This window comes from Robertmurraya siralis (assembly GCF_005502275.1).
Classification (GTDB): Bacteria; Bacillota; Bacilli; order Bacillales; family Cytobacillaceae; genus Robertmurraya; species Robertmurraya siralis.
The window spans coordinates 1-14,692 of sequence record NZ_SWLZ01000043.1 but is presented as its reverse complement, the minus strand read 5'-3'; the positions used below and the strand labels follow the sequence as shown (position 1 = coordinate 14,692).

Below are 14,692 nucleotides of genomic sequence, written 5' to 3'. Positions count from 1 at the left end.
GCTCGACTTGCATGTATTAGGCACGCCGCCAGCGTTCGTCCTGAGCCAGGATCAAACTCTCCAATAAAGAGTAAGATTAGCTCTTATGTTTAAAAAACGTTGGCTAGTTTCAGCTTCTCAAGAAAGATAGCCTCCACTATGATTATTTGTTGACGTATGATTTGTTTAGTTTTCAAAGTGCAATCACGGTTAAATTAAGAACCTTTAACCAAAACGTCACTTTGGAAGCGACTTTATAAATATAACAGAAAACCTTTCCTTAAGTCAACAGTTTTCTTGATAATTATTTTGTTGTTTCTTAAGGACAAGAAATAATATACCATGTCTTAAAAATGATTTCAATATAATTTTTGATTTTTTTACAATAAAATTTAAGTTCCCCATTACCTCCGCTCCATTTTCTATCTTCCAGTAATAAAAATAAAGATCCCTCATATTAATTACTAGGAGAAAGAAATAATGTTCTAGAAAGGATTGAAAGACATGCTAGAATCCGTAGCTTTATATCTATCATTTATCATGGCAATCTATTTATTCATTTATTCCTATATCGAGGGGCTCAAAATCGCTAATTCAGAAGAAAAAGTTCGGGGCGGTACCTTTATTTTTACGATTACCTTAGCATTTATCTTTTCAGGATTTACTTACATTCTTTAAAAGCGCAAGAGAGGGCTTATATGGCACCTCTCTTATCTTCCTGTAAAACTGCACAAAGGACAGCATCCATATATTTACCTTGTATAAAGAACCTTTTTCTAAGGATTCCTTCTTCCTTAAAACCATTTTTCTCAAGGACTTTCTTAGAGCCGTAATTAAAAGGGGAATATAGTGCCTCGATTCGATTGAAGTTCATTTCACTAAATCCATACTCAACCAATGCTCGAACTGCTTCAGACATAATCCCTTTTCCCCAATAAGCAGGGTTAAGATCATAACCAATTTCTCCTTTTAAATGCTCCTCTTCAAGCGAATGAAAACCACAAGTTCCAATGATTTCATTTTCTCCTTTAAGGGTAATTCCCCATCTAATCTGATTTCTGGACTGATATCGAAAAAGGAGACTATCAATTAGCTCCTCTGCCTCCTGTAATGAAGAAAGCTGCTCCCTATCGTAATATTTCATCACTTCCTTCTTAGACAAATAGGAATAAATCCCATGTGCATCATGGCAATGCAAATTTCTTAAAATTAACCTCTTCGTTTCAATAATGGGGAATTTCATAAAAGGAGCATCCCAGCCCATAATATTTCCTCATTTCTTCTTAAGTCACTCGTTATTCTTTTTCCTGCTTTACTTTTATTTTAGACATTTTTCCTTCTATTAAGAAGAACGCTAATGATGCCATTACAATTAATCCTCCAAGAATTTGTGTCAACATAATTTTTTCGTTCAATAAATAATAGGCAAGTATCGTTGCTCCAATTGGTTCTAATAAAATAGCCATCGAAATCGTTGAAGTGCTTAACCATTTAATAGACCAATTAAATAAGGTATGCCCTAATAAAGTTGGAATGATCGCCAGTAAAATGAAATATAACCAGTCACTCGTTGGATAGTTCATTAATGGTTGTCCTAAAATAAGAACATAAATAAATAGTGTTATCGCACTAATAGCATAGACGACAAATGTGTAAGTTATAAGTGAAACTCTTTTTCGCACTGATTGTCCAAACATTAAATAAGCGGTAACTAATGCACAGGCAATAAGCGCAAGAATATCACCGAATAAGGCGGAACCGCTGATTTTGAAATCACCCCAGCTAATAATAAAACTGCCGATGATCGCCATAACCCCACAGAAAATCGCCCGCACCGAAAACCTTTCCTTAAAAAATACATAAGTGCCTACAAACGCAAAAAGCGGCTGCAATGTAACCAACACGGTGGAACTCGCTACAGACGTATAATTTAATGATTCAAACCAGAGAATGAAGTGAAATGCTAGAAATACTCCTGCAACCAAAGAAAATAGCCAATCTCTCTTCGTAATAAGACGCAGTTCACTGGCATACTTTATTAAAAACACAGGAAGCATAATGATTACTGAAAAAAACAAACGATAAAAAGCAATGACCTCGGAGGGAGCTTGTGATACTTTTACAAATATAGCCGATGTCGAAACTGCAATAACACCAACGGATAAAATAAAATATGGATTTACTTTTGGCCCCATCAAATAAACTCCTTAAAATGCGGCTTTGTTAGATGTCAGTATTGATTTTTGGCTCATCTTCTCCATGAATCCATAAAGCTTAACTTTAAAGGCATGTGAAACCGGAGTTTCACACGAATTGAGCAACAATATTGTTAACAAAGCGTTAAATTTAAAAATGAACATCCACTGTAAGGTGCATATCATTTATTTTACAACCTTTAATAAGTCAATTACCATGAAAATAATAATTTCTTGAAATCAATCATATGGTTTTGAAAAAAGGTGGGGAAAAGATGCTTGGTTCTGATATGGAAATTCTCATGAAATTGGGAATATCAACTTTCCTTGGATTAATTATTGGACTGGAAAGGGAATTGAAAAGAAAACCCGTCGGTCTTAAAACGAGTTTAGTCATTTCAATCGTAAGCTGCCTTCTTACAATTGTATCGATTGAGTCTGCCTATATGGTACCACCGAGAGAGGATATAAACATTACAATGGATCCACTTCGATTGGCTGCACAGATCATTTCCGGGATTGGCTTCCTTGGAGCCGGTGTTATTTTACGAAGGGGAAATGACAGCATTTCAGGACTAACGACTGCTGCATTGATCTGGGGTGCGGCAGGAATTGGAATTGCCGTAGGGGCAGGCTTCTATATTGAGGCAACTGCAGGAGTGGCATTGTTAATCATTAGCGTTGAAATCGTTCCAATTATTATGGGCTGGATTGGCCCCCGTCAATTGCGGGAGAAAGAAATTAAACTTCAGCTTAATGTACAAGATAAAAATAAAATCGTCGAAATCATTAACCATTTAAAAGGGGAAAAAATTTCCCTCAAACATTTACGAATCAAAGATTTAAACGACAATGATCATCTTGTGCAATTAAGAATAACTGTCCATCATAAAAGATTAACAACAGATGTGTACCATACTGTTTCAAAAATTGACGGTGTACGGAGCGTTGAAATTGAAAGTATACATTAAAAGACTTCTGACTCTGTCCACAATTGCTTAATTTCTTTATTGCTTTACCTTGTCAGGGTCCTCATTCTCTTTATTGGTAACCCGCTCTTCCCAAAGCTCGGCCCCTTAAAAGCAAACATTATCCATCTGTCTACAGAGAACTGCTATCAAATATTTTTTAATAAAGCATTCAATTAAATGCTTTTCCCCTCATAAAAATCTATATTTTTAATGCTCACGTCCTTATCACAATTAAATTTCTCTTGATCTTTTGATTGATTTCCCTATATAATAATCGATGTAAAAGATCGTACGGGGGATTAGCTCAGCTGGGAGAGCGCAACGCTGGCAGCGTTGAGGTCAGGGGTTCGAGCCCCCTATTCTCCATCCCGAAAAGCCTTGTGTATCAAGGCTTTTTCTTTTTGCTTCATTTTATCAAGCATCACTATTTTAAGTATTGTTGACGAATTGTCGCCAAAATGGTTTTTATTAAATTTTCAGACTGTATTCCCTACTAAAGCATAAAATTATGAGCAATCCTTGTTTACAATCGGGTATGCAACTGGCAGCTTCACTATAAAATCAATCAAAACTTGTACATTCAAACATTAAAAAATACACCCTTTCCAAAATTGCGCTCACTTTATGGTTCAATCCTCTAATCATGGACAAACTATATCCGTAAGATTAACCTGATAATTATGTCCAATGGAGTGATAGCATGATGAATTTTCCAACTATACATACAAACTTTTGGGATGCAATAGTAGCAGTCCCTTCTGTAATGGTCTTAACACAGATCATTAAAGTTATTTTTAAAATCCCGAAACACTTTGTACCAACACTAGCACTGGTTATCGGTTTGGCAATCTCTACTTTTATTAGTCACCGTCATGATTTGCTTGCAGGACTTTTCATGGGATGGTTCTATGGCTATGCCGCAATAGGTTCATATGCAGCAACTAAAACCGCACTTATTTATTTCAGAAACCGAAAGTAGCCTGGCAGTTACAACCTTTACCGATGCAAAGGAAAAACAACATATGCAAAGATCGGCCCTAAAAAATCTATAAACAAATCCATGCAGGCGATGCTTGTTTTAGTACAATGGATTTAGTAATTAATCTACTCTCAGCTATGTTAAGTATTTTTTTAAATTAAAAATTGTTAATCAACGGTATTTTCTAAAACACATATCCATCGCTAGATGCTGCTTTGATTGAATAATGAAGAATTTCCGCATATAACGATCATTCAAAGCATTTGTTTTCTCTAAATTATGCTCAGGCTTAGTCGTTTTCGGAATTAATTATAACGAAATCATATAAATGCATTTTTGTATTAAAAGTATTCAACTCAGGAAAATCTTTCAGGACTAGCTCCTCCTGTCTTTTTCCAGATAGGAGGTTGTATTCCGCAATTTTTGCTCGCCTATTTTCATGTTCAAGGGAGAAGACATGAAGAGTGCCATTTTGTTGGAACACTTCTACGCTTCCTTCAAAACTGGTCTCCACTAGAGAAAATGCTTTTTCACTGTTTCCTGTCTCAGTCGATATTCGATAAACATCTCCGAAGCCATCGATAAAGTAAAGATTATCTTGATAAAGGAATACACATCTTTTATAACTAAAAGGTATCTGCTTGTAAAAAGTTTGCTCATCATTGGCATACGTCGCCACTTTTGTAAACTGATACTTTTTTGACTGCAAATTAACCTTGACCATTTCGGTTAAAGCTCCAGTTTGCCGAATGAAATATAAATGATGCCCATCCGTCTGAAGTTGTCCAAATGTAGTGCTGTTCTCTTCCTTCTCAATTTCCAACATTGGCTTAACAATTGGCTTTTCTCCTAATATTACTTCTTTGAACTGATAGCTTTTTTCATCTTCTGATGATGACAGTGTATAAAGACTCCCTTGATGCAACACAGAGGCTTCAATAAAGAAAGGAATGATCCCTTTTTCGAAATGCCCATCCTTTTCCCAATAAATATCCGAACGGTAGCCTCCGTTTGTTTTATCGTAGCCAGAATTAAAAACAGCATAAAAACCAGCCGTTGATTCAAGGAATCCGATATGGTCTCCCGTATGCTGGTAATCATCTCTTTCAATCCTCTCAAACCCTTTCGAAATTTTATAAAAGCGACTCTTATCCGCTAATAGAATCTCATTCTCTTTCACACCAATGCTTCCCAACTCCAGTCCTTCCATTTCATAAGTCATCGGTTTACCCCTATGATCAATAAATACTGCTGCACTTTTTCCTCCGCCATACGTATCTTGGTCGGCAGTAGTTGAGAAATAAACAATCGCTTTCTTACTATCTAAGAAATTTTCCTCTTCAAGCTCCCTATCACTTGCTTTTTTCGAACCGCTATTCTTTGTAAAAAACCAGCCTACCAATATCGTTAATAAAACGAAACAAATGAGCACCATCCATCTCTTCCTCATACGTTCTCCTCATACTTAATTTAGTAAATAAAGCGCTTTCAATTTGCATCAAGATGAATTAAAAAACGAACATTTATAAAAGGATTGAGTACAAAAACTACTTTTAACATCAATGATGTTGTAAATATTCGTTTTTTAACTCCATATTCCCTTATAAAAATACCAAACCTATTGATAAATCCAAGATTTAAACGAACCTTTAATTGATCGTCGCAATCGTGGTTGTGTAGGATGAGGCGGTAATATCACGTGGATAAACCCCCAAGCCACCATTATGGTCTATATCGATGTTAGCTTTCAAAGTGAAGGCGGACCAAAGTAATTTTGAACAATTTTTATCTCCGTCGTGCCCTGTTAATCTATTGGTTGCAAAGTTAAAAGAATATGAGCTTCCCACCTGACTGACTGCCCAATCTGCTGCGTTATTTTTTTGAGTAGTCGTTACGTTTACCCTTTGAATAATACTATTTTTTTCTACATTGCGAGCATTATATTTAATCTGACGAACACCATCACCCGGAACCGCTTCGACGATTTTATCAGAAGCTGAATACATCCCTACATGACCATGGTTATAGTAAGCGGTATAGGAATCCGAATAAAAAATATTTCCTTTCGTACTCATCGGCAACACATAGGAACCCGATGAACCGCCAAAAATAACCGTATCTTTTTGTTCATTGCCATTTTCCTTCGCTACCCTGTCTCCCTCTTTTTTATCCGTTATTAACTCTTGATAAACCATTTTGATCACTTCGTATTTTGACATTTTTTGAGATTTGGCATAGTCGGTAATCGCTTCAAGAATTTCTTGTTCTGTCGTACCAGGCTGAAGTTGAACAATTTTCTTGAGGTACATGTCAATTTCTGAGGATTTAGCATAGCTAGACGGTGAGAATAAGAGTGACAGTCCTAAAACGATAGCAAAGCTGACAAAGGCTCTTTTCCTAATAACCACCATTTTATTCCTCCTTTATTGAGATTCCCTAGGATATTATGACGAAGATGGAAAATATATGTATAGTAATTAAGTTAAAAATTGTTAATTCATTGTTTAAATAAAATAATATAAAAAGCTGTTCTTTACGGTACTGCACCCAGAAGTTAGAGTTAAAAATCTAACCTCTGGGGTGTTTTTGTATGGCGAAGTATCGTGAAGAATTTAAATTAAAAAAAAAATGAAAGGGCGGCCTTCTATGTCTAAAAATCAGAAAGCAAAATTGCCAAAACAAGAAAAAGCGTTATCTCGTGAAGAACTATTAGAACGAGAAAATGAACTTCTACGTTTAGAGAATGCCTATTTAAAAAAGTTAAAAGCTTTTCAAGAAAATCCGAATGCCTCCCTCGAAAAGCACAAACAGCGTTGGCATTCGAACTCAAAGAAAAGCAACCTGTGCGGATAATGCGGCAATGGAAAATTTCTTTGGGGTCCTCAAGCAAGAGATGTATTATGGAGAAGAATTAGTATCTTATGAAGAGCTAAAAAAACAAATTGTTGAGTACATAGATTACTACAATAATAAGCGTATAAAAGTAAAATTAGCTGGTTTAAGTCCAATACAATACCGAACTCAAACCAGCCAATCAGCTGCTTAATAAAAACTCTAATTTTGTGGGGTCACCACCATAAAGAACAGCTCTTTTTTAATTTATAGTCGTTTTTCTTCTATAGAAAAGAATTAGTAAACCGAATATCATTAGAACCAGTCCACTTATGATATTCATGATTGAACTTTCTTCCCCTGTTTGTGGGAGAACATTTATGTCACTATTTTTAGGAGTTTTTGATCCCTTCTGCTTCGAATTTTCCCCTTTTTGATCTCGTTCCCCCGAATTCCCACTATTATCAGAACCATTGTCATGTCCAGGTTGACTCGGGCCTTTACCTCCACCGTTGTCCGGTTTTTCATGCTCTCCCGGCTGCGGATCAGGACTTCGATCTGGGTCTGGACCTGGATCTGGATCTGGATTCGGGCCTGGATCTGGATTCGGCCCTGGGTCTGGATTTGGATCTGGGCCTGGATCTGGGCCTGGGCTTGGATCTGGGCCTGGTCCCGGACTTGGACCTGTACCACCTGGTTCATTTTTCTTTACTACTTTAACTACTTCTAATTGATTGTTTACAATTGTAAACGGAACTGGAGTGGCGTCTAGTTTATAGTAGGATGGAGCACGTGTTTCGACGAATTGGTACTCTCCTTCCTCCAAATGGTTAACGATAATTTGGCCATTCGCATTTGTGGTATGGGAGCTAATCGTTTTAAATTCTCCGTCTATAAACTTCTTTAAATCAAATCTTGCACCTGATAATAATTTTGTTTCATCATTGCTATCAACTTTCGTTAATTCGACAGCTTGATGAATTTTTGCGTTTTTTATCTCTATTTCTTGATTTATTTCATTCAGTACAATTATTTCAGTATCTTGAATCCCAACGACATATCCTTCTGGAGCTTGTACTTCTTTTAGTAGATACTCTCCCCATAGCAATCGATCAAACACAGCAATTCCTTCGGTATTCGTTGTTTGCGTTTCAATAACGGCTCCAGTCGACGAATCTAGCAGTGTAAAGACTGCTCCTTCTAACTCCTCACCGCTTGCTGCATCCACTTTTTTAACCGTTAAAGCGCCTACTTCACCTTCACCTATTCCTACTCCTGTCGTTCTTTCAACTCTGATCATTGATTCTGACTTTGTCATTTCTTCACTTAAAAAATCCCCTGTGAGAATGACACCATTTGAAATAAAATCGCCAACTTTAGCTAGAATAAGAGACTGATACTCTAATATATATGGTTTTTCAATATCCTGTTTATATATGAGCTCAAATGTTTCATCTCCGTCATCTGTAAGAGGAAATACGATATCATATTCATCAGCACTGACTTCCTCCGCCTTTGTTACTGTTCCATCCGCTGCAACTGATGTGGAGTAAAGTCGAAAAGATTCTTTTAGTAGTTTTTGATTATTAGTTGGTATATCGATCACTTTAGCATTAAATATTTTGGACTGACTAAAGTTAATATTGATTTTCCAATCAATAATCTTCCCGTTTTGCTTTCCAGATTTGTCTGTAAACTCTCCCCCGTGCTTTACAGATACTTTAGCATTTAGCTTCGTCAATTCAGTATTGGCATCATAGACAGTTGCTGTATTATCATATTCTTTTTGGATAAGCTCTCCGTCCAAGCTCGTTTTATATGAAATCAAGTATGGAACTGTAATCTGCTCTTTAAAGATGACTCTAAACCCTGCTTTTCCATCTGGATTAAGCAAAATCGTGTAATCAATATTCTCTTCCAATTCTTTGAAATCAACGCCATTCGGATCCCCTGTTAATAGCATTTCTTTCACAACAATAGAATCTTCTATTAGGTTCTGGCCTGTTCCAATAAAATCCTCTACGATCGCTTCATTAATCTCTTTCAGATTGTAGTTAAATCCGATCTCCCATGAGATTTCTTTTGTTGCTGCATTATAGGAGCCATTTTTAAAGCCGTTCGATCTCGTATAGTTGTCCGGAGTAAAAGTAGCTGTGAGTTCTTTATCTTTCTTGTTATTTGCTTCGTCCATCCATTCAAGTTGAACACGATTTTCCAAGTATGCTTTTTCTTGATTAACTCTCTCTTCGTAATCAAATTCAGTGTCGTATTGAATGGTCACCATTCCAGTTATCGTGTTCTTAAAGGTAATTTTAAAACTTTCTAAATCAAGCTCATAATCGACTCCTTTTACAAGTTCATCAGATCCGTGAGAAATCTTTAACGTATTTTCTTGAAGTTTTAACCCGCCATTTGTAAAATTATCGTTTAAGACAACATCGTTCATTTCATAGTTGTCTTTATTAAGTTCAATTATCCATGAAATCATTTTATCTTTATAATTTGGATTTCCGTGATGCTTAGACAAAATTTGTTGATAAATGGTTCTTGATGCTTCTTTTGTTTCCCCGCCATATTGAACTGTATTTGTTATCGTTTCTTGGTCAAATACACGTTCTGTTGCTGTTGTCTGATAAGTAATTTTATAAGCTTCTTGAATCGATTCGTTAAATTTAAACGTGAATCCCGATCGATCTTCTTCCAATAGAGGAGTAATATCATATTTGTCAGAAGAAACTTCTTCCGAATTCGCTTCATTTCCATTATCATCAATCGTTACTTTTTCCACTTTGAATGAACCATCCACTAACTTCTGAGTATTATTGAACAGATCCGTCAGCTTCGCTTCTTCTACTGGAATATTCTTTTCATTATAATTAAACTTAATTTCCCAATCGATCGTTTGTGTTGCGCCATTATAAGCTGTCGATGATTTCGCTAATGGAATGCCCCTTCTCACTCCAACTGTAGCGCTAGCTTCCATGTCTTCAATATTCTCTCCTGAGAGAACAGCAGTATTTCTATAACTCGTTCCGTTTGGATCTGTAATGTCTGTGAGAAATTCTATCCGATAGGCAGAGTTGATATTGCCAAAGGAAATACGGAAGTCCTTTCCATCTTCTGTCTTTTCAATCGCTTTAGTAATTTCTTCACCAATCTCTGTTTCCCCATTCATTCTGGTAATCAGCTTGTATATTTTGATCGAATTTGCTTGAAATTCTTGTCCTTCGGGGATTGGATCTGTGAACACAGCATTTTCAATACTTTCTAAATGCTTATTGAAATCGATCACCCAAGAAATGCTCCTTGCGTTGTAGCCTTTATCAGGATTGCCATTTTTATCCATGCTATTTCCCTGTGAGATAAAGAGGATCGGAATATCTTGTGGTGGCTGCCCTACAATTGGTGTAATTGAGATTTTTCGATCCTCAGTCACTTCCAACGATTCTTGCAATTTGCTTAATACTTCAAGTCTGCCACTTATATTGGAATGTGTTTCAATGAAATGATTAAAGATCATTGTTACTCGACCATTCGCATCAACAGAAAAGGTACCAATTACATCATTCCCAAAATAGATCTCCTGGTTGGTTATCGTTTCATACACTTTCAATTCCTCTGGCAAGTGAAATTCAAAAGTTGCCCCATTTTTATACTTATGATCAATTGGTAAAGCCCATTCATAGTTAACAATTACAATAGTCTTTAGATCAACTTCATCCACTTGCTCACCATTTTGATTCTCAAACGAAAGTGTTGCGTTTGTGAGAATATTTTCTTCAATCATTTGTTGCCCAACTTCAGGAATCGCCTCATCCTCTGCGGCCATTTCAGCTTGGTCATTGTCAGTCTCTAATGGCTCATTGAATAAATTCTGTTTTTCTTCCGATATTTCGGATGAACTTTCTTCTGCTGTCGCTGGCGGAGCTTCCATTTTCACCCCGGTAAATGCCAATTGTCCGACTCCACCATCACTCATATTCGGATAAATAGTCACCGCAATTCCTAATGAACTAATAACAAAGCTCCCAATCGCATTATTATTGATAGAGAGAGTTCCTGATTGCGTCTCTACTATTTGAATATTGTCTGGAAGGGGAAAGTGATAGTTCTTTTCTTCTTCACTTGCATTGCCGGAAAACTCCCAATCGTAAACAATATTCACCTCATTCGAATCCGCTCCCTTTTCTTCCACCACTTCATTTTTTAGTAGAAATATTTGAGAGCTGTTCGCAAATGCCCCTATCGGACTTAGGAAGCTCTGAAGAATGAGTGTTATCATAACTACATAAAAAACGATTTTCTTCATATATCCTCCTTATGCGTACTTTTCAATTTTGCTTGGACAATCAATCGATCAGTAGGGTTTTTTGCCCCAATTGGTGTACATGTTACTAATGTTAGATATGGGCTTCCTAGCTCATTTAGGACATCAACTCGAGTTCTGTCAACAATATATTTATCCTCTACGATAAACGTAAATTCTGTCGAACCTTGTTTGACATAAATCTCGTCGTTCATGACTAACTCATCCAACCGATTAAATTGTTTTCCATAACTGGCCCCTCGATGCCCTGCTAATCCAATATTGTTAATTCCAAATTTCTTTTTTGTTTGTAGCAGGCCGACTCCCCTATTTAACGAATTGGCATCAGCACCTTCGAAAATAAGCATTTCTAAATCAATTTTTGGTATAATAAGAATCCCTTTTGCATCCTTAACCATCAAATCGAGTTTAGTTGCTTCCGCCTTTTCTGAATTCTCATTTGTTGTAGCTAGTTGCTTAAAGGCTTCTACCAGCTTCTTTTCTTCTCTTTCAGCCACTTTTTGTTCAATCTGAGGTTGCACAAGTAAGGCAAGTCCACCGATCAACAAGGCAATCCCTGACACGGCTCTGAAGAAATATAACTTACTCATCATTTAAAGCGATTTCCCCTCCTCCTCTCTCCAAAGGAATTTTAGATATGCTTGCACATACCTCAACAAATTTTAGTCAAGCCCTCTAAACAAATATTGAACATTTTGATCCATAATTAGGAAAAAGGCATGCCCAAATCATTTTCTATTAGAATTCTGCTTTAAAAATGCAGAATTTTGACGAATAACTATGGGAGGTTTAGAGTTTATTGCGAATTCTCGGTAAAACGCTCATCGTTCAATAAAGGGCAAAAAAAAGCAAGAGGAGAAAAACGAGTCATTTTTCTTCTCTTGCTTAACCTGCTGCAAGCTTTTTTTAGCAGCCTTTTTTATTTAAAGTAGTTGGGTTTTATATAATTCCTCAATCTGCTCTGGCAATTTCATTCCCAAATCACCTTCATATATAATTTTAAATCCGCGATATAATGTTTTCAGCTGCTGCAACTGATTGCTTGAAATTAAAAATTTCATAAACATGAGCATATATTCCTCATTATACAAATCAAACTGAAGTAGTTTTTCTAAACATTTTTCAACGATGAAGCGGTTTTCTTCTACTTCGATATTATCTTTTATAAAGTTCACTAAAACAAATTGAACAGATTTTTTTATGCGCTCCCCTTCTAAAAATACCCAGGGATAGTCTTCTTCTTCAAGATAATCTCCATCATAAAGATTCAACAACTTTTCGACGGATGCATGATCGATAACATCTTGCTCACAAATTTTAAGAATTTCGGTTACATCACTTTCAGGAGAAATCATTAATTGATAATGATCATTATTAAATTTTAAAGGGTTCTTCTGCACTCCCGCAGCCCTTACCGTTTTTCTAAGCTGATAAACCGTTGTATGCAGAAGCGAAATAGCTTTATCAGCCCTCATTTCCGGCCAAAGATCCTCAATTACTTTTGCTTTATGAACAGGCTTGTCACGAAAATGCCATAAGTAAACAAATAATTCCTTCACCTTTTTCGTCCGCCAAGAGACATCATCACCCTTTGAATCAAGCAAGCGAAAGCTTCCCATCGTGTAAATATACAGCTCTTTGCTTTGAGAAGCAGCTTCCTGCAATTTTTCATACATTTCTAGCTTTTCCCTTATCTTCGTAATCGTTTTTTGAAGACGATTACGCTTTACTGGTTTAAGCAAATAATCAATCACACTGACTTCAAAAGCATCTAACGCATACTCAGGATGGGCAGTAACAAACACAACTTCTAAATGCTCAAACTCCCGATGCAGCCATTCAGCTAGTTCAATACCATGTCTCTCTCCTAATTCGATATCAAGAAAAAGAACATCCACTTGCAGATGAGGAAGTTGCTCCATAGCAGTATAAGGATTTGTAAATGTTCCCACAATCTCAACATCATTCAATGACTGAAGCAAATCTTTTAACACTTCAATTGCATAAGGTTCATCATCCAATATACTAACTCTCATCACTTTTTAACTCCTGGTAAAAGTATTGTGATTTTTGTTCCCACTCCTTCTTCACTTTCCAACGTGAAGGAAGAGCATTTTATTAATTTGAGCTTTTTAAACGGGTTTGTAAATCCAACCCGCGAATTTCTCCCTTGCATTAATTCCAGTTGCTTTTGCTTTGAAATGCCGACTCCATTATCCTCAACAACAATTTTAACTTGATTATCGACTTTATTGATCGAGAGCTTAACTGTACCACCGTTCCCTTTCATGGCAATCCCGTGCTGAACCGCATTTTCAACAAGGGGTTGAATCGTCATTAATGGGATGATTGCATCCGCTGTATCATCGATATCATATTCAACTTGCAAACGTTCATCGAATCTTATTTTTTCAATTTCTAAGTACGATTGAACAAGTTCGATTTCATCTTCTAGTCGTACTAATGAACGATAACTCGTAAAATCAAGTTTCGCGCGAAAATAAGTTGCTAAATGGACCAGTGCTTCCCTTGTTTGCTTCGTATCTGTAAAAGTCAAACCAATGATCGTATTCAGTGTATTATAAAGAAAATGTGGTTTAATCTGAGAATAATACATCGTTAATTCATTTACTAACGCTTCTTTCGCAGATTTCTTCATCGATAAAAGAAACTCAACGCGAGCCTTTAACTCATCTAAAATAATCGGCTTTTGCAAAAAATCATTTGCACCAATTTGCAGTGAATGAATTAAATCAGTTATTTGCCCAGCAGCCGTTAAGATAATGACTGGTAAATCAAATAAGTCAAATTCTTTGCGCAATTGTTGACACACATCAAACCCAGATAAATTTGGCATCATTAAATCTAAAATGACCAAATCAATTTCCTGTTGTTGAATGACCTCTAATGCTGATTCCCCATTATCGACGGCAATAACCGTATATCCTAGTGAGACAATCATATCCATTAATATTTTTAAATTTGGAGGTTCATCATCTACGATTAGAATGGTGTAGTCTTTCTCTCCTTCTACAGATTGTGGAAAGTGATACTGTACCGGTAATTGCTCAATGGGAGCTGTTTGATGTAAAACAACCGTTTTTTCAGTTTTCTCATTGATTTTTTGCCCGTCCTCCACCAATGGAATCGTAAAGGTGAAACAAGAGCCTTCGCCCTTAGTAGACGTTACCGAAATGCTTCCTCCGGAAAGCTCTACTAATTCCTTTGCAATGCTCAATCCAAGACCTAAACCATTTTGGTTCCGATCATGATGATTTTTCACTTGATAAAAGGAGCATTCCTGTTAGAAAGATTTTCGGGGACTTGAACAAAAAAGAGCCCTCTTGGTATGATATGGGGTGTCAAATCTGCAGAATTGACCCCTAACTTAGTTAACCAAGGAGGACTC

General features: G+C 36.5%; 12 protein-coding genes, 1 tRNA gene, 1 rRNA gene and 1 pseudogene. 6 read left to right on the top strand and 9 right to left on the bottom strand.

Annotated features, from left to right (window positions below):
• A 16S ribosomal RNA gene (locus FCJ93_RS24395) occupies window positions 1-67 on the bottom strand; the annotation flags it as partial.
• A gap of 416 nt (window positions 68-483) precedes the next feature.
• On the opposite strand from FCJ93_RS24395, the gene FCJ93_RS25200 reads away from it, so the two are divergent.
• Window positions 484-657 carry a hypothetical protein gene (locus tag FCJ93_RS25200; RefSeq protein ID WP_170211410.1) on the top strand — a complete coding sequence of 58 codons (174 nt, stop codon included), beginning with the start codon at window positions 484-486 and terminating at the stop codon, window positions 655-657.
• A gap of 16 nt (window positions 658-673) precedes the next feature.
• On the opposite strand, the gene FCJ93_RS24390 is transcribed toward FCJ93_RS25200, so the two are convergent.
• Together FCJ93_RS24390 and FCJ93_RS24385 are read right to left on the bottom strand one after the other, a co-directional pair.
• Entirely contained in the window at window positions 674-1,243 is a 570-nt protein-coding gene (locus tag FCJ93_RS24390; protein ID WP_095314604.1) for a GNAT family N-acetyltransferase, read from the bottom strand.
• Window positions 1,244-1,274: 31 nt separating this feature from the next.
• Complete coding sequence (locus FCJ93_RS24385; RefSeq protein ID WP_408014812.1) at window positions 1,275-2,174, bottom strand: DMT family transporter; 900 nt, start codon at window positions 2,172-2,174, stop codon at window positions 1,275-1,277.
• 275 nt (window positions 2,175-2,449) lie between these two features.
• Here FCJ93_RS24385 and FCJ93_RS24380 point away from each other — a divergent pair, with 275 nt between their 5' ends.
• From FCJ93_RS24380 to FCJ93_RS24370, 3 genes are all read left to right on the top strand, one after another.
• The gene (locus FCJ93_RS24380; protein WP_095314606.1) at window positions 2,450-3,145 is read left to right on the top strand and encodes an MgtC/SapB family protein; all 696 of its coding nucleotides are present in this window, start codon (window positions 2,450-2,452) and stop codon (window positions 3,143-3,145) included.
• A 293-nt stretch (window positions 3,146-3,438) separates the two neighbouring features.
• Window positions 3,439-3,511, top strand: a tRNA-Ala gene (locus FCJ93_RS24375).
• Window positions 3,512-3,848: 337 nt separating this feature from the next.
• Window positions 3,849-4,124 carry a hypothetical protein gene (locus tag FCJ93_RS24370; protein ID WP_095314608.1) on the top strand — a complete coding sequence of 92 codons (276 nt, stop codon included), beginning with the start codon at window positions 3,849-3,851 and terminating at the stop codon, window positions 4,122-4,124.
• Between the two features lie 289 nt (window positions 4,125-4,413).
• Here the strand turns inward: FCJ93_RS24370 and FCJ93_RS24365 are convergent, their stop codons facing one another.
• Window positions 4,414-5,574, bottom strand: a complete 1,161-nt coding sequence (locus FCJ93_RS24365; RefSeq protein WP_137744912.1) for a hypothetical protein — start codon at window positions 5,572-5,574, stop codon at window positions 4,414-4,416.
• Between the two features lie 199 nt (window positions 5,575-5,773).
• Window positions 5,774-6,535, bottom strand: a complete 762-nt coding sequence (locus FCJ93_RS24360; protein ID WP_137744911.1) for a YiiX/YebB-like N1pC/P60 family cysteine hydrolase — start codon at window positions 6,533-6,535, stop codon at window positions 5,774-5,776.
• 235 nt (window positions 6,536-6,770) lie between these two features.
• Here FCJ93_RS24360 and FCJ93_RS24355 point away from each other — a divergent pair, with 235 nt between their 5' ends.
• Entirely contained in the window at window positions 6,771-6,977 is a 207-nt protein-coding gene (locus FCJ93_RS24355) for a hypothetical protein (protein ID WP_211344152.1), read from the top strand.
• Window positions 6,955-7,170, top strand: a pseudogene (locus FCJ93_RS24350) (IS3 family transposase); the annotation flags it as partial. The gene FCJ93_RS24355 and the pseudogene FCJ93_RS24350, both read left to right, overlap by 23 nt.
• 48 nt (window positions 7,171-7,218) lie before the next feature.
• On the opposite strand, the gene FCJ93_RS24345 reads toward FCJ93_RS24350, so the two are convergent.
• The 4 genes from FCJ93_RS24345 to FCJ93_RS24330 all read right to left on the bottom strand — a co-directional run bounded on the left by FCJ93_RS24345 (window position 7,219) and on the right by FCJ93_RS24330 (window position 14,566).
• Window positions 7,219-11,265 carry an LPXTG cell wall anchor domain-containing protein gene (locus tag FCJ93_RS24345; RefSeq protein WP_137744909.1) on the bottom strand — a complete coding sequence of 1,349 codons (4,047 nt, stop codon included), beginning with the start codon at window positions 11,263-11,265 and terminating at the stop codon, window positions 7,219-7,221.
• Window positions 11,262-11,876: a class D sortase gene (locus FCJ93_RS24340; RefSeq protein ID WP_235879585.1), complete on the bottom strand. Its 615-nt coding sequence runs from the start codon at window positions 11,874-11,876 to the stop codon at window positions 11,262-11,264. Before FCJ93_RS24340 ends, FCJ93_RS24345 begins: the two co-directional genes overlap by 4 nt.
• 330 nt (window positions 11,877-12,206) lie before the next feature.
• Window positions 12,207-13,319 (bottom strand): response regulator, encoded by a 1,113-nt coding sequence (locus FCJ93_RS24335; RefSeq protein WP_137744908.1) that lies wholly within the window; start codon window positions 13,317-13,319, stop codon window positions 12,207-12,209.
• Entirely contained in the window at window positions 13,319-14,566 is a 1,248-nt protein-coding gene (locus tag FCJ93_RS24330; RefSeq protein WP_137744907.1) for a response regulator, read from the bottom strand. The genes FCJ93_RS24335 and FCJ93_RS24330 overlap by 1 nt, the downstream gene beginning before the upstream one ends.
• Window positions 14,567-14,692: the final 126 nt, after the last annotated feature.

Bases quoted from the DNA above. Each gene is read 5' to 3' on its own strand.
- FCJ93_RS24355 (WP_211344152.1), top strand. From the start codon at position 6,771: ATGTCTAAAAATCAGAAAGCAAAATTGCCAAAACAAGAAAAAGCGTTA.
- FCJ93_RS24365 (WP_137744912.1), bottom strand. From the start codon at position 5,574: ATGAGGAAGAGATGGATGGTGCTCATTTGTTTCGTTTTATTAACGATA.
- FCJ93_RS24335 (WP_137744908.1), bottom strand. From the start codon at position 13,319: ATGAGAGTTAGTATATTGGATGATGAACCTTATGCAATTGAAGTGTTA.
- FCJ93_RS24345 (WP_137744909.1), bottom strand. From the start codon at position 11,265: ATGAAGAAAATCGTTTTTTATGTAGTTATGATAACACTCATTCTTCAG.
- FCJ93_RS24385 (WP_408014812.1), bottom strand. From the start codon at position 2,174: ATGGGGCCAAAAGTAAATCCATATTTTATTTTATCCGTTGGTGTTATT.
- FCJ93_RS24380 (WP_095314606.1), top strand. From the start codon at position 2,450: ATGCTTGGTTCTGATATGGAAATTCTCATGAAATTGGGAATATCAACT.
- FCJ93_RS24360 (WP_137744911.1), bottom strand. From the start codon at position 6,535: ATGGTGGTTATTAGGAAAAGAGCCTTTGTCAGCTTTGCTATCGTTTTA.
- FCJ93_RS25200 (WP_170211410.1), top strand. From the start codon at position 484: ATGCTAGAATCCGTAGCTTTATATCTATCATTTATCATGGCAATCTAT.
- FCJ93_RS24390 (WP_095314604.1), bottom strand. From the start codon at position 1,243: ATGGGCTGGGATGCTCCTTTTATGAAATTCCCCATTATTGAAACGAAG.
- FCJ93_RS24370 (WP_095314608.1), top strand. From the start codon at position 3,849: ATGAATTTTCCAACTATACATACAAACTTTTGGGATGCAATAGTAGCA.
- FCJ93_RS24340 (WP_235879585.1), bottom strand. From the start codon at position 11,876: ATGATGAGTAAGTTATATTTCTTCAGAGCCGTGTCAGGGATTGCCTTG.